This is a genomic window from Aquabacterium sp. A08, assembly GCF_011742065.1.
In genome coordinates this window covers 1-17,976 of the sequence record NZ_JAAQQT010000706.1, presented here as the reverse complement: position 1 = coordinate 17,976, position 17,976 = coordinate 1, and the positions used below count along the sequence as shown (strand labels likewise).

19 protein-coding genes and 2 tRNA genes are annotated in these 17,976 nt (G+C 70.0%); 9 read left to right on the top strand and 12 right to left on the bottom strand.

Annotation, left to right across the window (positions count from 1 at the left end; genetic code table 11):
* Nucleotides 1-8: 8 nt before the first annotated feature.
* From HA630_RS21840 to HA630_RS21830, 3 genes are read right to left on the bottom strand one after another with little or no spacing between them, the layout of a single operon-like run.
* Nucleotides 9-347 (bottom strand): helix-turn-helix transcriptional regulator, encoded by a 339-nt coding sequence (locus HA630_RS21840; RefSeq protein ID WP_166837669.1) that lies wholly within the window; start codon nt 345-347, stop codon nt 9-11.
* A gap of 10 nt (nt 348-357) precedes the next feature.
* The gene (arsJ, locus tag HA630_RS21835) at nt 358-1,599 is read right to left on the bottom strand and encodes an organoarsenical effux MFS transporter ArsJ (protein ID WP_208300213.1); all 1,242 of its coding nucleotides are present in this window, start codon (nt 1,597-1,599) and stop codon (nt 358-360) included.
* A 2-nt stretch (nt 1,600-1,601) separates the two neighbouring features.
* On the bottom strand, nt 1,602-2,645 hold the full coding sequence (locus HA630_RS21830) for an ArsJ-associated glyceraldehyde-3-phosphate dehydrogenase (protein WP_166837667.1): 1,044 nt from the start codon (nt 2,643-2,645) through the stop codon (nt 1,602-1,604).
* Between the two features lie 112 nt (nt 2,646-2,757).
* Here HA630_RS21830 and HA630_RS21825 point away from each other — a divergent pair, with 112 nt between their 5' ends.
* Both HA630_RS21825 and HA630_RS21820 read left to right on the top strand, forming a co-directional pair.
* Entirely contained in the window at nt 2,758-3,483 is a 726-nt protein-coding gene (locus tag HA630_RS21825; protein ID WP_166837665.1) for a c-type cytochrome, read from the top strand.
* On the top strand, nt 3,480-4,793 hold the full coding sequence (locus HA630_RS21820; RefSeq protein ID WP_166837663.1) for a c-type cytochrome: 1,314 nt from the start codon (nt 3,480-3,482) through the stop codon (nt 4,791-4,793). Before HA630_RS21825 ends, HA630_RS21820 begins: the two co-directional genes overlap by 4 nt.
* 32 nt (nt 4,794-4,825) lie before the next feature.
* On the opposite strand, the gene HA630_RS21815 is transcribed toward HA630_RS21820, so the two are convergent.
* The 5 genes from HA630_RS21815 to HA630_RS21795 form a co-directional block, all read right to left on the bottom strand.
* Nucleotides 4,826-5,239, bottom strand: coding sequence for a YkgJ family cysteine cluster protein (locus HA630_RS21815; RefSeq protein ID WP_166837661.1), 414 nt, complete (start codon nt 5,237-5,239; stop codon nt 4,826-4,828).
* Nucleotides 5,240-5,246: 7 nt separating this feature from the next.
* Nucleotides 5,247-5,321: transfer RNA gene (locus tag HA630_RS21810), tRNA-Thr, on the bottom strand.
* Nucleotides 5,322-5,324: 3 nt separating this feature from the next.
* Nucleotides 5,325-5,400, bottom strand: a tRNA-Gly gene (locus HA630_RS21805).
* 131 nt (nt 5,401-5,531) lie between these two features.
* On the bottom strand, nt 5,532-5,981 hold the full coding sequence (locus HA630_RS21800; RefSeq protein WP_166837659.1) for an OsmC family protein: 450 nt from the start codon (nt 5,979-5,981) through the stop codon (nt 5,532-5,534).
* 19 nt (nt 5,982-6,000) lie between these two features.
* Nucleotides 6,001-6,861 carry an MBL fold metallo-hydrolase gene (locus HA630_RS21795; RefSeq protein WP_166837657.1) on the bottom strand — a complete coding sequence of 287 codons (861 nt, stop codon included), beginning with the start codon at nt 6,859-6,861 and terminating at the stop codon, nt 6,001-6,003.
* Between the two features lie 100 nt (nt 6,862-6,961).
* On the opposite strand from HA630_RS21795, the gene HA630_RS21790 reads away from it, so the two are divergent.
* The 6 genes from HA630_RS21790 to katG all read left to right on the top strand — a co-directional run bounded on the left by HA630_RS21790 (nt 6,962) and on the right by katG (nt 12,691).
* Nucleotides 6,962-7,297, top strand: coding sequence for a helix-turn-helix transcriptional regulator (locus tag HA630_RS21790; protein WP_166837655.1), 336 nt, complete (start codon nt 6,962-6,964; stop codon nt 7,295-7,297).
* The gene (locus HA630_RS21785) at nt 7,294-7,725 is read left to right on the top strand and encodes a YeeE/YedE family protein (protein ID WP_166837653.1); all 432 of its coding nucleotides are present in this window, start codon (nt 7,294-7,296) and stop codon (nt 7,723-7,725) included. Before HA630_RS21790 ends, HA630_RS21785 begins: the two co-directional genes overlap by 4 nt.
* Before the next feature lie 24 nt (nt 7,726-7,749).
* A complete protein-coding gene (locus tag HA630_RS21780; RefSeq protein WP_166837651.1) occupies nt 7,750-8,172 on the top strand; it encodes a DUF6691 family protein in 423 nt (140 codons plus the stop codon).
* A 13-nt stretch (nt 8,173-8,185) separates the two neighbouring features.
* Nucleotides 8,186-8,524 (top strand): TIGR01244 family sulfur transferase, encoded by a 339-nt coding sequence (locus tag HA630_RS21775; protein WP_166837649.1) that lies wholly within the window; start codon nt 8,186-8,188, stop codon nt 8,522-8,524.
* A gap of 20 nt (nt 8,525-8,544) precedes the next feature.
* A complete protein-coding gene (locus tag HA630_RS21770) occupies nt 8,545-10,257 on the top strand; it encodes a SulP family inorganic anion transporter (RefSeq protein WP_166837647.1) in 1,713 nt (570 codons plus the stop codon).
* Nucleotides 10,258-10,513: 256 nt separating this feature from the next.
* The gene (gene katG / locus HA630_RS21765; RefSeq protein WP_166837645.1) at nt 10,514-12,691 is read left to right on the top strand and encodes a catalase/peroxidase HPI; all 2,178 of its coding nucleotides are present in this window, start codon (nt 10,514-10,516) and stop codon (nt 12,689-12,691) included.
* Nucleotides 12,692-12,761: 70 nt separating this feature from the next.
* Here the strand turns inward: katG and HA630_RS21760 are convergent, their stop codons facing one another.
* Nucleotides 12,762-13,859, bottom strand: coding sequence for an NAD(P)-dependent alcohol dehydrogenase (locus HA630_RS21760; RefSeq protein WP_166837643.1), 1,098 nt, complete (start codon nt 13,857-13,859; stop codon nt 12,762-12,764).
* A gap of 120 nt (nt 13,860-13,979) precedes the next feature.
* Here HA630_RS21760 and cho point away from each other — a divergent pair, with 120 nt between their 5' ends.
* Nucleotides 13,980-14,852, top strand: coding sequence for an excinuclease Cho (gene cho / locus HA630_RS21755; RefSeq protein WP_166837641.1), 873 nt, complete (start codon nt 13,980-13,982; stop codon nt 14,850-14,852).
* Between the two features lie 40 nt (nt 14,853-14,892).
* Here cho and HA630_RS21750 read toward each other — a convergent pair whose 3' ends face one another.
* From HA630_RS21750 to HA630_RS21740, 3 genes are all read right to left on the bottom strand, one after another.
* Entirely contained in the window at nt 14,893-16,101 is a 1,209-nt protein-coding gene (locus HA630_RS21750) for an HDOD domain-containing protein (protein WP_166837639.1), read from the bottom strand.
* Nucleotides 16,102-16,104: 3 nt separating this feature from the next.
* Nucleotides 16,105-17,421 carry a flagellar hook-associated protein FlgL gene (gene flgL / locus HA630_RS21745; protein ID WP_166837637.1) on the bottom strand — a complete coding sequence of 439 codons (1,317 nt, stop codon included), beginning with the start codon at nt 17,419-17,421 and terminating at the stop codon, nt 16,105-16,107.
* Between the two features lie 9 nt (nt 17,422-17,430).
* On the bottom strand, nt 17,431-17,976 hold a 546-nt coding region (locus HA630_RS21740), incomplete at its 5' end, for a flagellar basal body rod C-terminal domain-containing protein (RefSeq protein ID WP_305792630.1).

Sequence of the window (17,976 nt, the reverse complement as noted above, 5' to 3'; positions counted from 1 at the left end):
CTCTTTCTTTAACAATCGCTGCAAGCCGGGGCGCACACGGGCACCGGCAGGTTCAGGCAAGGTTGGCCCTGGCAGCATTCCGCCGTCAGAAAGGCCAGCAGTTCGTTCATCGCCGCAATGCTGGCGCGGTAGATGAGGTGGCGCCCGTCGCGCTCGCTGTGCACCAGGCCGGCGTGGCTCAACCCCTTCAGGTGGAACGACAGGGCGGTGGCGGAGACGCCGAGCGTGTCGGCCATGTGGCCCGGCGTCAGGCCCTGCGGCCCGGCCACCACCAGCAGGCGGAACAGCCTCAACCGCGTTTCTTGCGCCAGCGCGCCCAGCGCCTGGACCACGTCGGGTTCGTTCATGGGTGTCACCTCAGGGCGCATTCGCGGCCCGCGCCGGCCCGGTGGTGGGCAGGCCCAGGGTCAGCAGCCAGCACAGGCCCAGCATCGCAGCCGATCCCACCAGCGCATACAGCAGCCCACCCCACTGGTACAACAGGCCCGACAGCAGCGTGCCCAGAAAGCGCCCCAACGCGTTGGCGGCGTAGTAGAAGCCCACGTCTTCGGCGGCCTTTTCGCTGCCGGCATAGGCCAGCACCAGGTAGGAGTGCACCGACGAGTTGACGGCGAACGCAAAGCCAAACACGCCCAGCCCGGCCACCACCACCCATTCCAGGTGGGGCACGTCCAGCACCACCACGGCGGCCAGGGCCACCGGCACCAGTGCCAACAAGGCCGACCAGAGGCGTGCGGCGGGCACCTCTCGGCTCAGGCCGTCGGCACTGCGCTTCACGAGGTTCGGCGCCAGCGCCTGCACCAGCCCATAGCCGATGGTCCAGGCGGCCAGGAAGGCGCCCACCATGGTGAAGGTCCAGCCCACCGAGTACAGAAACACCGGCACGCCCACCACAAACCACACGTCGCGTGCGCCGAACAGCGCCACGCGGGCAGCGGCCAGCGCGTTGATGCCGGCGCTCTTGGCAAACAGCTCTTTCGCGCTCTTGGAGGCCTTGCTCTTGCCCATCATCTGAGGCAACGCCGTGACCACGCCCAGCAGCACCACCGCCAGCAGACCGGCCATCAACCACAGCGAGCCCTGGAAGCCCAGCGTCTGCAGCAGCACACCACCCAGGAAGAAGCCGAAGCCTTTCATGGCGTTCTTGCTGCCGGTGAACCAGGCCACCCACTGGAACAGCTGGCCGTTGTCCTGTTCTTTCGCCGCTGCCTGCGTCACCTTGATGGCCGACTTGCTGGCGGTCTTGGTCAGGTCTTTGGCCACGCCGCAAATGCCTTGCGCCACCACCACCCAGGCCACCGACATCGCGGCCGTCCATTCGGGGTTCAGCAGCGACAGCACCGTGAAGCCCACAATCTGGGTCGTGAGGCCCACCGTGAGCATGCGGGTGATGCCGTAGCGCGTGGCCAGCCAGCCCCCAATGAGGTTGGCCAGAATACCGGCCGCCTCGTAGAGCAGGAACAGGAACGCCAGGGTGAACGGCGAATAGCCCAGCTGGTAGAAGTGCAGCAGCACCAGCATGCGCAGGGCGCCGTCGGTGAGGGTGAACCCCCAGTACGACGCCGTGACGATGGCGTAGTTGCGGGCGGCGTGTTGCATCCTCAGAGACCCTGGGCTTCCATGTGCTGGGCCAGGTCCACCATGCGGCAGGCGTAACCCATTTCGTTGTCGTACCAGGCGTACACCTTCAGCAAGGTGCCGTCGGTCACCAGGGTGGACAGCGCATCGACGATGGCGCTGCGCGTGTCGCGGGCATAGTCCACGCTCACCAGCGGGCGTTCTTCGTAGCCCAGAATGCCTTGCAACGGGCCTTCGGCGGCGGCCTTGAACAGGGCGTTCACCTCTTCGGCGGTGGTGGCGCGTTGCAACTCGAACACGCAGTCGGTGAGCGAGGCGTTGAGCACCGGGGCGCGCACGGCGTGGCCGTTGAGCTTGCCCTTCAGTTCGGGGTAAATAAGCGCGATGGCCGTGGCACTGCCGGTGGTGGTGGGGGCCAGGCTCATCATGGCGCTGCGGGCGCGGCGCAGGTCTTTGTGCGGGGCGTCCACCACCAGGTTGGTGTTGGTCGGGTCGTGGATGGTGGTGATCTGCCCGTGCTTGATGCCCAGCGCCTCGTGCACCACCTTCACCACCGGGGCCAGGCAGTTGGTGGTGCAGCTGGCAGCGGTCACGATGCGGTCCTTGGCCTGGTCGTACAGATGTTCGTTGATCCCCACCACAATATTGAGCACACCGCCGGTCTTGACCGGTGCGGCCACGATGACGCGCTTGGCGCCCCGGTCCAGGTGGCCTTGCAGGGTGTCGGGCGTGAGGAACTTGCCGGTGCATTCCAGCACCACGTCCACACCCAGGTCGCCCCAGGGGATGTCGGCGGCTGCGCCGTGGCTGCTGAAGGCGATGCGCTTGTCGCCAATCACAAGGGCATCGTCACCTTCGGCGCGGATGTGCTCGCGCCACTTGCCTTGCACCGAGTCGAAGGCCAGCAGGTGGGCCGTGGCCGCCGCGCCGCCTTTGAGTTCGTTCACCGCCACCACGTCCAGGCGGTGGCCGGCGCGCGGGTCGTCCGCAGGGCGCTCGGCCGCACCCATGGCGGCGCGCAGTGCCAGGCGGCCAATGCGCCCCATGCCGTTGATACCGACTTTCATGTCCGACTCCTTGAACAAATCAACATTTGAAGAAATGTTGAATTATTGGGGTGGATTATGACCGTTCTGTGTCGCCCCGACGCCCCCGCCCAGTCGCCGTTAACATCGGGCCATGCAAGCCCACGCCCGTGCGCGGCGCTGGACGCTGGCCGCCCTGCTGGGGCTGGCCGGCGCCGCCAACGCCACCGACAGCCGCCCCGTTTTTGAAGACACCCTGGCCCAGCGCCTGCAGGCCTGCACCGCCTGCCACGGCGCGCAGGGCCGCGCCGCGCCCGACGGCTACTACCCGCGCATTGCCGGCAAACCGGCCGGCTACCTGTACCACCAGCTGCAGAACTTCCGCGACGGCCGCCGCCCCTACCGCCTGATGGCGCAGATGCTGCAGCCCCTGGGCGACGACTACCTGCGCACCATGGCCGAACACTTTGCCCAGCTCGACCTGCCCTACCCCGCCCCCAGCCCGGTGCAGGCCAGCCCGCAGGCACTGCAACGCGGAGCCACCCTGGCCCGGCACGGCGACGCCAGCCGGCAGATACCGGCCTGCGCGCAATGCCACGGGGCGCGGCTCACCGGCATGCTGCCCACCACCCCGGGCCTGCTCGGCCTGCCGCGCGACTACCTGAACGCCCAGATGGGCGCCTGGCGCACCGGCCTGCGCCGCGCCCACGCCCCGGACTGCATGGCCACCCTGGCCCAGCGGCTGGATGCCGAGGACGTGTCGGCCGTGGCCAGCTGGCTGGCCAGCCAGCCCCTGCCCGCCGACACCCGACCGGCCCCGGCCGCCACCGCCCTGCCCATGGCGTGCGGCAGCACCTACACCGCCCCGGAGGCGCGATGACCACCGCCGCGCACGCCTCCACAACCCCGCGTCGCCGGTGGCGCCGGGTGGGCGCCGCCGTGGCGCTGACCGCCACGCTGTGGCTGGCCTGGGCCTTCTGGCCCAGCGCACCGCTGCCGGTGCCCGCCACCGGCCCGGCGCCCACCGACGCCGCCACCGTCGAACGCGGCCGCTACCTGGCCACGCTGGGCAACTGCCAGGTCTGCCACACCGCGCGCGGCGGCACACCCTACGCCGGCGGCCGCCCGGTGCACACCCCGTTCGGCACGGTGTACAGCAGCAACCTCACGCCCAGCGCCGCCGGCCTGGGCGGCTGGAGCGCCGACGACTTCTGGCGCGCCCTGCACCACGGCCAGTCGCGCGACGGGCGCTGGCTCTACCCGGCGTTCCCGTTCAACAACACCACCCACATCGCCCGGGCCGACAGCGACGCCCTCTACGCCTACCTGCGCCAGCTGCCCCCGGTGGATGCGCCGCCACCCGCCCACACCGTGGGCTGGCCCTACAACACCGCCGCCGCCATGAAGGTGTGGCGGGCGCTGTACTTCCAGCCCGGCGACACCGCCACCGCCCCGCCCGACACCACGCCACTGGAACGCGGCGCCTACCTGGTGCGCGGCCTGGGCCACTGCAGCGCCTGCCACGCACCGCGCAACGCCCTGGGCGCCAACCGCAACATGCTCGACCTGGCCGGTGGCCTGATCCCGATGCAGAACTGGTACGCCCCGTCGCTGACAGACCCGCAGGCCGCCGGCGTGCAGGACTGGCCGCTGGACGACGTGGTGGCGCTGTTCCGCACCGGCCGCGCCGGCGGCGCGCTGGTCACCGGCCCCATGGCCGAGGTGGTGCTGCACAGCACCCAGCACTGGCGCGAGGCCGACCTGGTCGCCATGGCCACCTACCTGCGCCAGCTGCCGCGCAGCGCCAGCCCGGCCGCCCCGGGCACGCCGTCCAGCGGGCTGGGACCGGCCGGCGCGCAGCTGTACCGCCAGCACTGCGCCCAGTGCCACGGCGAACAGGGCGAAGGCGTGCGCACCGGTGACGGCCAGTTCGCCTACCCGCCCCTGGCCGGCAACCGCACCGTCACCCTGGCCTCGCCGGCCAACCTGGTGCAGACCGTGCTGAACGGCGGCTTCGGCCCGGCCACCGCCGGCCACCCGCAACCCTTTGGCATGCCGCCCTTTGTGCTGACCCTGAGCGACGCCGAACTGGCGGCGGTGCTGACCCACCTGCGCAGCGCCTGGGGGCACCGCGCCTCGGCGGTGTCGGCGCTGCAGGTCCAGCAGTTGCGCGGCACCACGCTGGACTGACCCGCCGCCCCGGCGCACGCCACGCCGCCGCGTCAGTCCCGGCCGCTGGGGGTGGAGCGCGGGCCGTGCGGGCAATAGCCCGGCCGCGGCCCCACCTGCGGGTGGGCGCGGCAGGTGGCGGGCCGCTGCGCGTACACGGTGCAGCGCCGGGTCTGCGCGTCCAGGAAATGGCAATCGCCGCTGGCGCGGCGCGCCAGGGTGTACAGGCTGTGCTTGTGGTTGAAGTGGTCGATCAGCCCCGCCTTGGCCAGGCGTTTGGCGATCTGTTTGGGGGCCTCGTGTTCGGCCTCGAACGGGTCCACCAGGCCCAGCCGCACCAGGTCGGGCAGGCGCACCTCCACCGGCATGGTGCAGCAGTTGGCGGCGCAACGGTCGCACAGGCCCGGGCGGTGGCGCGTCCAGGTGTCGGGGCGGTCCACGTCGACCAAGAGGATGGAGGTTTTCACGGTGAGGTGGTGCCCATGGGCAGGATCGAACTGCCGACCTCCCCCTTACCAAGGGGGTGCTCTACCACTGAGCCACATGGGCGGTTGGAGCGGGAAACGAGGTTCGAACTCGCGACCTCAACCTTGGCAAGGTTGCGCTCTACCAGCTGAGCTATTCCCGCGCACGCGCCTGGGGCTGGTGGCTCCCGGCACAACCGGCGCCGTGCGGCACCGGGGTTTTTGTCCCACCGGCAGGGCCGCTGAGAAAGGCCACTATTCTAGCACCAGTGCAAACGCCTTCCGGCGCCGGCGCTCAGCCTTTGAGCACGCGGCCGTCGGTGTCCAGCACCCGCACCGCCACCGGTATGCCCTGGCCCACGCTCTGGGTCACGGTGCAGTAGGCCTCGAAGCTGGCCAGCACCCGGTCCAGGTGTTCCAGCCCGGCGGCGGGCACCCCCAGCTGCAGCGTGGCCTGCAACTGCAGCACGCGCAAACGGCCTTCGGGGTTGCGGCCCACCTCGGCCTCGACGCGGCAGCGCAGCGGGTCGGGCCGCTGCTTGAACTTGCGCAGCGCGAACAGCAGCGAATCGCTCAGGCAGTTGCCCACGGCGGCGCACAGCAGCTGCATGGGCGACGGACCCTGGCCCGCGCCCAGCGGGGGCGGCTCGTCGCCCCGCAGCGGTGGCAGGCCGCCCCCGAAGTCGATGGCAAAGCGGTAGTCTTGTTCCTGCGTCAGGTCGACGCGCACGGTGGTGGCACCCATGGCTGGCTCCGACGGGGTTTCAGAGGGCATTGACCGGGATTTTCAGGTAGCTCACCCCGTTGGCCTCGGGCGGCGGCAGCGCCCCGGCGCGGATGTTGACCTGCACCGACGGCAGGATCAGCACCGGCATCTCCAGCGTGGCGTCGCGGCGGGTGCGCATCTCGACAAAGGCGTCTTCGGTGATGCCGTCGTGCACGTGGATGTTCTGCGCGCGCTGGTCGGCCACGGTGCAGGTCCAGCGCACCTCGCGGCCATTGGGCGGGTAGTCGTGGCACATGAACAGCCGCGTCTCGGGCGGCAGGCTGAGCAAGCGGCGGATGGAGCGGTACAGCGTGTGCGCGTCGCCGCCGGGGAAGTCGCAGCGGGCGGTGCCGACGTCGGGCATGAACAGGGTGTCGCCCACGAACACGGCGTCGCCCACTTGGTAGGCGGCGCAGGCCGGGGTGTGGCCGGGCACGGCCAACACCTGGGCCTGGAGCGCGCCGATGGCAAAGGTCTCGCCGTCCTGGAACAGGTGGTCGAACTGTGAACCGTCCACCGCAAAGCCCGGCTCCAGGTGGAAGATGCCCTTGAACACCTGCTGCACCCGGGTAATCTGGCCGCCGATGCCGATTTTCCCGCCCAGGGTCTGGCGCAGGTAGGGCGCGGCCGAGAGGTGGTCGGCATGGGCATGGGTTTCCAGGATCCAGTCCACCGTCAGCGACTGGGCGCGCACGAACTCGATCAGCCGGTCGGCCGAGGCGGTGCGGGTGCGACCGGACTTGGGATCGTAGTCCAGCACCGAATCCACCAGCGCGCAGTGGCCGCCGGGGGCGTCGTAGACGACGTAGGACACGGTCCAGGTGGCCGGGTCGAAAAAGGCTTGAACGTGGGGCTGCATGGGACACTCCTGTGTGACGGGGGGGACGCAAACAGTTTATTGACAAACAAACTATAAGTCAATAAACTATCATTAACTTAACCGAATCGGAGTCTCAGGCATGACCCCATTGCTCGAACCCCCGGTGGACCTGGAACGGATGCGGCGCTCGGCCGACGTCGCCTGCCGGCTGATGAAGGTGCTGTCCAACCCCGACCGGCTGCTGCTGCTGTGCCAGCTCAGCCAGGGCGAAAAACGGGTGGGCGAACTGGAGGCGCTGGTCGGCGTGACGCAGCCCACCCTGTCACAACAGCTCGGCGTGTTGCGCGAGGAAGGCCTGGTGAGCACCCGGCGCGAAAGCAAGCACATTTATTACAAGATCGACAGCCCGGCCGCCGAAGCGGTGATGGCGGTGCTGTTTGCCCATTACTGCGACCACAAGGAGTGCTCCGAATGACGATCGACTGGACCCATTTCACGCCCTGGACCTCGCTGGCCGGCGGCATCCTGCTGGGCCTGGCCTCGGCCCTGTTTGTGCTGTTCAACGGCCGGGTGCTGGGCATCAGCGGCATCGTGGGCGGCCTGCTGCGGCCCAAAACCCGCGACATCGTCTGGCGCCTGTCCTTCCTGCTCGGCATGCTGGCCGCGCCCATGCTGTACGTGGTGGTGGCGGGCCCGATGACGCCGCGCATCGACGCCGGCTGGGGCATGGTGGTGCTGGCCGGCCTGCTGGTGGGCGTGGGCACCCGCTACGGCGCGGGCTGCACCAGCGGCCACGGCGTGTGCGGGCTGTCGCGGCTGTCGCCGCGCTCGCTGGTGGCCACCCTGGCCTTCATGGGCACGGGCTTTGCCACGGTGTACGTGATCCGCCACCTGCTGGCCTGACCCCTTTTGCTGGAGCAACGCAACATGAAACAACGTGGCATGGAATTTCTGGTGGGCCTGCTGTTCGGCCTGGGCCTGATCGTCGCGGGCATGACCGACCCGGGCAAGGTGATCGGTTTTCTGGACCTGGCCGGGGCCTGGGACCCGTCGCTGGCCTTCGTGATGGGCGGCGCGATCCTGGTGGGTCTGGGCGCCTTCACGCTGGCGCGCCAGCGCACCACCAACCTGCTGGGCGGCGCCATGCACCTGCCCACCTCGCGCGACATCGACCGCCGCCTGGTGGGGGGCAGCCTGCTGTTCGGCGCCGGCTGGGGCATCGCCGGTTTCTGCCCGGGGCCGGCGCTGGTGTCGGCCGGCGCGGGCGAACCCAAGGCCGTCGTGTTCGTGGTGGCCATGGTCGCGGGCATGGCCATTTTCGAGGTACTGGAAGCCCGCCGCAGCCGCTGACCGGAGCCCCGCCATGACCCCCAGCATCAAACCCCTGACGCCCGATTTCGGCGTCTGCGCCCAGGCTAGCCCGGCCGACATGGCGGCCTTTGCCGCCCTGGGCTACAAAACGGTGGTGAACAACCGCCCCGACGGCGAAGGCGGGCCGCAACAGCCCCTGAGCGCCGACGTGGAGCGCGCCGCCCGCGCCGCCGGCCTGCACTACGTGTACCTGCCGGTGGTCAGCGGCGCCATCACCGCCGAACAGGCCCAGGCCATGGCCCGGGTGCTGCGCGAGGTGCCGCAGCCGGTGCTGGCCTTCTGCCGATCCGGCGCCCGCTCGGCCCACCTGTACGCCCTGGCCCAGGGCTGACCCCCCCAAGGAACGCCCCCATGCGCTTCGTGCCCGCCTGGCTGCGCCAGTACCAAACCGGCTGGCTCGGGGGCGACCTCGCCGCCGGCCTGATCGTCACGGTCATGCTCATTCCGCAGAGCCTGGCCTACGCGCTGCTGGCCGGCCTGCCGCCCGAAATGGGGCTGTACGCCAGCATCCTACCCATGGTGGCCTACGCCGTGTTCGGCTCCAGCATGACGCTGGCGGTGGGCCCGGTGGCGGTGGCGTCGCTGATGACGGCCAGCGCCCTGCAACCCCTGGCCGCCGCCGGCTCGCCGGAATACCAGGCGCTGGCGGTGCTGCTGGCCGGCCTGTCCGGGGTGATGCTGCTGGGCTTCGGCGTGCTGCGGCTGGGGTTTCTGGCGCACTTTCTGAGCCACCCGGTCATCAGCGGTTTCATCACCGGCTCGGCGCTGCTGATCGCGGTGGGCCAGCTCAAGCACCTGCTGGGGGTGAAGGTGTCGGGCGAGAACGTGCTGGCCACGCTGCACGGCCTGTGGCTGGCCCTGCCGCAGACCAATCCGGCGGCGCTGGCCCTGGGCGGCGGCAGTGTGCTGTTTTTGTACGGGGCGCGCAAATACCTGGCGCGGCTGCTGGGCCGCGTCGGCGTGCCCGCCAAGGCGGCCGACATGGCAGCCAAACTGGCGCCGATGCTGGCGGTGATCGCCAGCACCGCGGTGGTGGCCGGCGGGCGGCTGGACCTGAGCCACGGCGTGAGCGTGGTCGGCCACGTGCCGCAGGGGCTGCCTCACCTGGGGGTGCCCGACCTGTCGCTGGGTGCGGTCGGCAGCCTGCTGCTGCCCGCGCTGCTGATCTCGCTGGTCGGCTTTGTCGAAAGCGTGTCGGTGGCGCAATCGCTGGCGCTCAAGCGGCAGCAACGCATCCAGCCCAACCGCGAACTGCTGGGCCTGGGCAGCGCCAACCTGGCCAGCGCCCTGTCGGGCGGCTTTCCGGTCACCGGCGGCTTTGCGCGGTCGGTGGTCAACTTCGCCGCCGGCGCCCACACACCGCTGGCCGGGGTGTTTTCGGCTGTCATGATGGCCGGGGTCATCGCCGCCCTGACCGGTTGGTTCCACTACCTGCCACACGCGGTGCTGGCGGCCACCATCGTCGTGGCGGTCACCTCGCTCATCGACCTAGACACCCTGCGCGAAGCCTGGCACTACGACAAGGCCGACGCGGTGTCGCTGCTGGCCACCGCCGCCGGGGTGGTGGCGCTGGGGGTGGAGGCCGGCATCCTGATCGGCGTGGCGCTGTCGCTGGGCACGCTGGTGTGGCGCAGCAGCCACCCGCACATCGCGGTGATCGGGCGGGTGCCGCACACCGAACACTTCCGCAACGTGGACCGCCACCGCGTGGAAACCACCCCGGGTCTGGTGGCGGTGCGGGTGGACGAAAGCCTCTACTTTGCCAACGCCAGCGTGCTGCAGGACCGGGTGGAAGCCTTGGTCAACGCCGACCCGGACACCCGCCACCTGCTGCTGGTCTGCTCGGCGGTGAACCAGATCGACACCACCGCGCTGGGCGTGCTGTCTGAACTGGAGCGCGGCCTGGCGCAGCGCGGCATCGGGCTGCTGCTGGCCGAAGTCAAGGGCCCGGTGATGGACCGCCTGCGCGACACCGACCTGGGCCAGCGCCTGCACGACCGGGTGTTCCTGAGCACCCACGACGCCTTCACCTTTGCCCAGCAGGCCGCCACGCCGGCGGCGTGAGACGGCGCCACCATCTGCGCACCGCCCCCAGGCCGGGGGCGGTGCCTGCTTGCGCTCAGGCTCGCGCCGGTGCCGGGCTGTTGCCTATCGCCGCGATTGTTAAAGATGTCATACAAAACCCACGTTCGTGACTACACTGGACTTTCGGTGGCGGTCTGAGCCGCTGCCGGACGGACATTGCCGCCGGGTGCGCGGCCCCCCGGGCCGGACCACCACCGGGCGCATGTGCTTGTAGCCCAATACCAGGAGATGACCCATGAGCAATCCCACCCCCACCACCGGCGGATGCCCCGTGATGCACGGCGCCAACTCCAGTGCCACCCACGCCAACCAGGCCCAGGCCTGGTGGCCGGAATCGCTGAACCTGGACATCCTGCACCAGCACGACAGCAAGACCAACCCGCTGCCCGGCTTCAACTACCGCGAGGCCGTGAAAAAGCTCGACGTGGCCGCGCTGAAGCAAGACCTGACCGCGCTGATGACCAGCAGCCAGCCCTGGTGGCCCGCCGACTGGGGCCACTACGGCGGCCTGATGATCCGCATGGCCTGGCACGCGGCCGGCACCTACCGCGTGGCCGACGGCCGGGGCGGCGCCGGCACCGGCAACCAGCGCTTCGCGCCACTCAACTCCTGGCCCGACAACGGCAACCTCGACAAAGCCCGCCGCCTGCTGTGGCCCATCAAGAAAAAGTACGGCAACCAGATCAGTTGGGCCGACCTGATGATCCTGGCCGGCAACGTGGCCTATGAATCCATGGGCTTCAAGACCTTTGGCTTTGCCTTTGGCCGCGAAGACATCTGGCACCCCGAAAAAGACATTTACTGGGGTTCCGAGAGGAACTGGCTGCAAAAGAGCGGCGGCGAAGGCAGCCGCTACAGCGGCGAGCGCGACCTGGCCAACCCGCTGGCCGCGGTGATGATGGGCCTGATCTACGTCAACCCCGAAGGCGTGGACGGCAACCCCGACCCCCTGAAAACCGCCCACGACATGCGCGTGACCTTTGCCCGGATGGCCATGAACGACGAGGAAACCGTGGCCCTGACCGCCGGCGGCCACACCGTGGGCAAGGCGCACGGCAACGGCAATGCCGGCCATCTGGGCCCGGCCCCCGAAGGCGCCGACCTGGAAGAACAGGGCTTTGGCTGGATGAACCACCAGACCCGTGGCGTGGGCCGCGACACCGTGACCAGCGGCGTGGAAGGGGCCTGGACCACGAACCCAACAAAGTGGGACAACGGCTACTTCGCCATGCTGCTCAAGCACGAGTGGGAGCTGACCAAGAGCCCGGCCGGCGCCTGGCAGTGGAAGCCGGTCAACATCCGCCCCGAAGACATGCCGCCGGACGTGGAAGACCCGTCGCTGCGCACCATGCCGGTGATGACCGACGCCGACATGGCGCTGAAGGTGGACCCCGAGTACCGCAAGATCTCGGAACGCTTCGCCGCCGACCAGGCCTACTTTGACGACGTGTTCGCCCGCGCCTGGTTCAAGCTGACCCACCGCGACATGGGCCCCAAGGCCCGCTACATCGGCCCCGAAGTGCCGGCCGAAGACCTGATCTGGCAAGACCCGGTGCCCGCCGGCAAAACTAGCTACGACGTGGCGGCGGTGAAAGCCAAGATCGCGGCCGCCGGCCTGTCGGTGAGCGACAGGGTCGCCACCGCCTGGGACAGCGCCCGCACCTACCGCGGTTCCGACCACCGCGGCGGTGCCAACGGCGCGCGCATCCGCTTGGCCCCCCAGAAGGACTGGGCCGGCAACGAGCCCGACCGCCTGGCCCGGGTATTGGCGGTGTACGAGAAGATCGCCGCGGACACCGGCGCCAGCGTGGCCGACGTGATCGTGCTCGGCGGCAACCTGGGCATCGAGCAGGCCGCCCAGGCCGCCGGCGTGACCGTGACCGTGCCGTTTGCCCCCGGCCGTGGCGACGCCACCCAGGCGCAGACCGATGTGGAGTCCTTCGAGGTGCTGGAACCCCTGGCCGACGGCTTCCGCAACTGGCAAAAGCAGCACTACGTGGTCAAGCCCGAAGAAATGCTGCTGGACCGCGCCCAGCTCATGGGCCTGACCGCCCACGAGATGACGGTGCTGGTGGGGGGCATGCGCGTGCTGGGCACCAACCACGGCGGCACGAAGCACGGCGTGTTCACCGACCGCCCCGGCGCGCTGACCAACGACTTCTTCGTGAACCTGACCGACATGTCCTACAGCTGGAAGCCCACCGGCCGCAACAGCTACGACATCGTGGACCGGGCGACCGGTGCCACCCGGTTCACCGCCACCCGCGTGGACCTGGTGTTCGGCTCCAACTCCATCCTGCGCGCCTACGCCGAGGTGTACGCCCAGGACGACCACCGCGAACGGTTCGTGCACGACTTTGTCGCGGCCTGGACCAAGGTGATGAACGCCGACCGGTTCGACCTGACCGCCTGACCGCCCCCGCTGGCGTGGGCCTTCGGCCCTGGCGCACGGTGTGCGTCAGGGCCGTTTTGCTGCCACGGGCTCAGGGGTGGATGGCCACCTTCAGCACCCCGTCGCGCTGGTGGGCAAACAGGTCGTAAGCGGCCACGATGTCGTCCAGCCGGTACTGGTGGGTGACGAGCCGGCCCAGGTCCACCCGGCCCGAAGCCACCACGTTCATCAAGCGCCGCATGCGTTCCTTGCCACCCGGGCACAGGGCGGTGCGGATCTGGTGGTCGCCCAGGCCGGCGGCGAAGGCCGACAACGGGATCGTCAGGTCTTCGGAATACACCCCCAGGCTGGACAGGGTGCCGCCCGGTTTGAGCACCCGCAGCGCCGCCTCGAAGGTGGCCTGGACGCCCAGCGCCTCGATCGACGCGTCCACGCCCTTGCCGCCGGTGAGTTTCAGGATTTCGTCCACCACGTCGCAGCGCTGGAAGTTCAGCGTCACGTCGGCGCCCATCTGCTGGGCGATGCCCAGCCGGTGGTCGTTGCCGTCCACCGCGATGACGGTGGTGGCCCCCAGCAAGCGTGCGCCGGCGGTGGCGCACAGGCCGATCGGGCCTTGCGCAAACACCACCACCGTGTCGCCGATCTTGATGTTCGCGTTCTCCGCCCCCTTGAAGCCGGTGGACATGATGTCCGGGCACATCAGCACCTGTTCGTCGGTGAGCCCGTCGGGGATGGGGGCGAGGTTGGCCTGCGCGTCGGGCACCAGCACGTACTCGGCCTGGGTGCCGTCGATCAGGTTGCCGAAGCGCCAGCCGGCGGTGGCCTTGTAACCGTGGCAACCGCACAGGCCTTGCGGCACCAGGTAGCTGCCGTCCTGGGACGGGGCGCCATCCTGTGCGGCATAGCTGTTGAAGTTGGGACAAATGGCGCCGGCGATGACGCGCTGGCCCTCCTGGTAGCCCACCACGGCGCTGCCCAGCTTTTCGATCACGCCCACGGGTTCGTGGCCCACGGTCAGCCCCCGGGCCACCGGGTATTCGCCCTTGAGGATGTGCACGTCGGTGCCGCAGATCGTGGTGGTGGTGATGCGGATCAGCGCGTCGTTGGGGCCCACGTTGGGGATGGGCTTGTCGGCCAGTTCGATGCGGCCCGGCTCAACGAAGACAGCGGCTTTCATGGTTGGCGGCATGGGTCTCTCCTGCAAGGGTGGAACGAAGCGAGGTCCAGTGTGCTCACCCCTCGGTGACGGTGTCAACCTTGACCCCTGACCCCGCTAGACTGTTGACCCCACCCACGCCGTGTTCCGCCCATGCGACCGCCCCGCTCCCGCCCGCCCCGCGCCCCTGCGGCCACGCCCCACGCCTACCCGGAACACCTGCGCCCCGACATGGAAGCCCTGCCGCAGGTGCCCGGGGTGTACATCTTCCACGGCCAGGCGGCCGATTGGCCGGTGTACATCGGCAAAAGCGTGAACCTGCGCAGCCGCGTGCAGGCCCACCTGCGCAACCCGGACGAGGCCCGCATGCTGCAGCAGACCACCCGCATCAGCCACATCCCCACCGCGGGGGAAGTGGGCGCGCTGCTGCTGGAGGCCCGGCTCATCAAACAGCAGCAGCCGCTGTTCAACCAGAAGCTGCGGCGCAACCGGCAGTTGTGTGCGCTGCGCCTGGACGCCGACGACCGCCCGGTGGTGGTGCACGCCCAGGACATCGACTTTGCGACGACGCCGGGCCTGTTCGGCCTGTACGCCAGCCGCACCGCCGCCCTGGAAGGCCTGCGCCAGCTGGCGGACACCCACGCCCTGTGCTACGGCGCCCTGGGCCTGGAAAAACCCAGCCCGGGGCGCGGCTGCTTCCGCGCCATGCTGCGCCAGTGCGCGGGCGTGTGTTGCGGCCGGGAAAGCCCGCAGGCGCACGCCGCGCGCCTGCGCACGGCGCTGGAGGCGCTGCGCGTCAACTGCTGGCCCTACCCGGGCGCGGTCGGGCTGGTCGAGCGCCGGCCCACGGCCGAGGGCGCCTTCACCCAAATCCACGTGGTGCGCAACTGGTGCTACCTGGGGACAGTGGCCACGGCCGCCGAGGCCCAGGCCCTGACCACGGTGGCCGCCGGCTTCGACGCCGACGGCTACAAAATCCTCTGCCCGGCGCTGCTGGCGCAGCGGGTGGAGGTGCTGCCGTTGTGAACCACCCAGGCACTGTGCCGGCCAACGCGGCGGCGCGGCATCAGAGGCTGTTGCGCCAGTGCGCCAGGGTGCGCAGCAGGGCGCGGTTGACCTGCTCCAGCGGAAAGCCCGCCGCTTCGCACACGGCCGGCAGGCGCTGCACCTCGTCGAAACGCTCCAGCCGCTGGGCGATGTCGAAGTAGGGGAAGTACGGCCCGCTTTGGCGCAGCAGGGCGTCGGTCATGGGTTCGGACAGCGGCACCCGCCGCAGCGTGGTGGTCAGGGGCTCCTGGGTCAGGCGGTCGAGCCGCGAAAACAGCCCGGTGACGTAGATCTCGGTGGCCAGGTCGTGCTGCACGCCGGCGTCCATCAGGTGTTCCATGAGGCGGCCACGCAACACCATGGCCAGGCGCACCGGCAGCAGTTCGCGGTCGGCGGCGGCGCCGGGCATCAGCTCCAGCAGCCAGTCGCGCAGGCGGCGCTGGCCCAGCAGCATCAGCGCCTGGCGGATGGTGGTGACCTCGCGGCTGGCGCCGAACACCGGCGAATTGACCAGCCGCAGCATGCGGAAGGTCAGCACCGCGTCCTGGTGGATCAGGCGCTCGATCACCTCCATCGAGGCCTCGCGCATCAGCGCCTGCTGCACCCGCACCAGGGTGAGCTTGTCCACCGGCACGCCGTAGCGCGCGTGGTCGCGCAGCACGTCGTCCTCGGGCCAGCCGACCACGCCCCAGGCCTGGCGCTGGTCCAGCGCGTGGACGGCCAGGGTCCGCTGGCCCAGGTCGCGGTAGAGCTGGCCGCTGAGCAGCGGGCTGCGCCCCGCCTGGGCCAGGGCCTGCTGGGCCTGCACCACCTGTTCGGGCCACAGGTGCAGCAGGTAGCGGTGGACGCCGGGGCCGGTGGCGGGCAGGGGCCGGGCGCGGGCCAGGGGGGCGTCCTGCACCAGCCGGTGGCCCATGCGGTGGGCGCGGGCCACCGCCTCGGGCAGGCCGGGCGGGGGCGTGTCGCCAAAGTCGGGGATTTCCAGCCACAGGTTGTCGTGCGGGCTGACCACCAGCGCCTGGCGCAACAGGCTTTGCTCGACGAAGGACACCAGCAGGAACGGCGCCTGGTCGGACCAGGCGTTGGCCAGCAGCTCCAGCAGGTGCACCGCGTCCACCGAGTCCGGCGCCAGCGCGCGCACCCGCAGACGCACGCCGGTCAGCTGGCGCGAGGCGCCCCAGATGGGCTGGTAGGCAAAGGCGACGTGCTCAAGCAGGTTCAGTGACATACGTCACGCAATGTACTGGAAGAGCGAGAGCTTCTGCACCTGGGCGTAGGACTGCAGCGCGGCCTGCAGGCCCAGTTGCTGGTTCTGGAATTCGGAGATGCCTTTGACCATGTCCAGGTCGGTGAGGTTGGACAGTTGTTTCTCGTGGTCCACCCCGCGGTCCTGCAGCCGGGCTTCGAGGCTGTCGGCGCGGCGCAGGTATTCGCCCAGCCGGCCACGCACCAGCAGCAGGCGGTCCAGGCCGGTCTGGGTTTCCTCGTGCACGCGGCCCAGTTCCTGGGTGCGGTAGGTGCTGGAACCGTCGCTCTGCAAGGCCTTGATGGCGCGCTCCATGGAGGCGAACAGGTCGCCGGCCTCGCTGGGCTCGATCCGGAACTCGTCCCCGGGCGCCGCGGAACCGCTCAGGGTCAGCTGCACCCCGTCAAACTGCACCGTGCGGTTGCTGAAGCTGAGGGGTTGCCCCGGGGTGTGGGCACCGAGGTTGATGGGGGCAATCGCCGGCGCGGCGATGGGGGGCGTGACGTCTTTGGGCACCACCGCCACCTGCAATTCCAGGGTGCCGGGCGTGGTGGTGCTTTCGGCCACCGTCAGGGTGTAACGGCCCTGGGTGGTGGCACTGCCATCGAAGGGCAAGACCGCGCCGCTGGGTGGCACCGCAGGGGGTGGCTCGACGGGCAACAGGCTCCCCCCCGTCACCAGCACATTGCCGCTGACGTTGGCCACGGTGAAGGTGCCGTTGCCGGTGAGGTTGCGCATCAGCGCGTACTGGCCGTCCACCCGGTTGGGCAGCCCGGTTTCGGTGGCCGCGCCCTGGCCACCGATGGCCTGGAAGTCCACCCCGGGGTTGGTGCCGTAGACGTCGGCAAAGGGTTTGCCCAGGGTGTTGGTCACACCCAGCCCGCCGAACAGGGCGTTGCCCTCGCTGTCCTGGGCGTTGGCCAGGTTGAGCAACTGGTCGCGCAGCCCGCTCATTTCCTGGGCGATGCTGCGCCGGTCGGTGGCCGACAGCGCGGCGTTGCCGCCCTGCACCATCAGCTCCTTGAAGCGGTGCATCAGGTCCACCGCGTTGCCCAGGGTGCTTTCGGCCTGGACCAGCGACGAGCGCGAGCGCTCCAGCGCGCGCAGGTCGGCCTGCACCCGCGACAGGCGGTTGCCCTCGCGCTCGGCCAGGGTGGCGGCCACCGGGTCGTCGGTGGCGCGCAGCACCCGCTTGCCGGCCGAGAGCTTTTCCTGCGTCTGTGTCAGCTCGGCGGTGCGCTGGTTGATGCGGTTGAGGGTGGCGTCGTAGCTGTTGGCGGTGCTCACGCGGTAGAGGCTCATGGCGGCTCCTTATCGGCCAAAGGCCTGCAACAGGGTGTCGAAGGTGGACTGGATGGACTGCAGGTACTTGGCCGCGGCCTGGTAGGCCTGCTGGTACTGCAGCAGGCGGGCGGCCTCTTCGTCCAGGTTGACGCCGGACTGGTTGGCCCGTGCGGCCTCGGCCGCCTGCGCCACCTGGGTGGCAAACGTGGCCGCCGACTGGGCCGACTGGATGCTGGACGCCACCGCCGAGAACACCGGGATGTAGCCGTCGGACAGGGTGTAGCCGTCGAGCGCGTTGGCGTCGCGCAGCGCCAGCAGGGCCTGGCCGTTGCCGGTGTTCTGCGCCATCGACTCGCCGGCCACCGGCGGGCGCACGGTGAAGCGGTCACCTGCCGCCGGCACGCCACGCAGGGTCAGCTCGAACAGGCGGAAACCGCTGGGGTCTTCGACCCGGATCGGTTGGCCGGACACGAAATTGAACGGCCCGCTGGTGGTGGTCGTGGTGCCGTCGCTGGTTTCCAGGCTGTACTGGCCGTTGGCCCCGAAGGTGACGACGGTGTTGGCCCAGGCCGG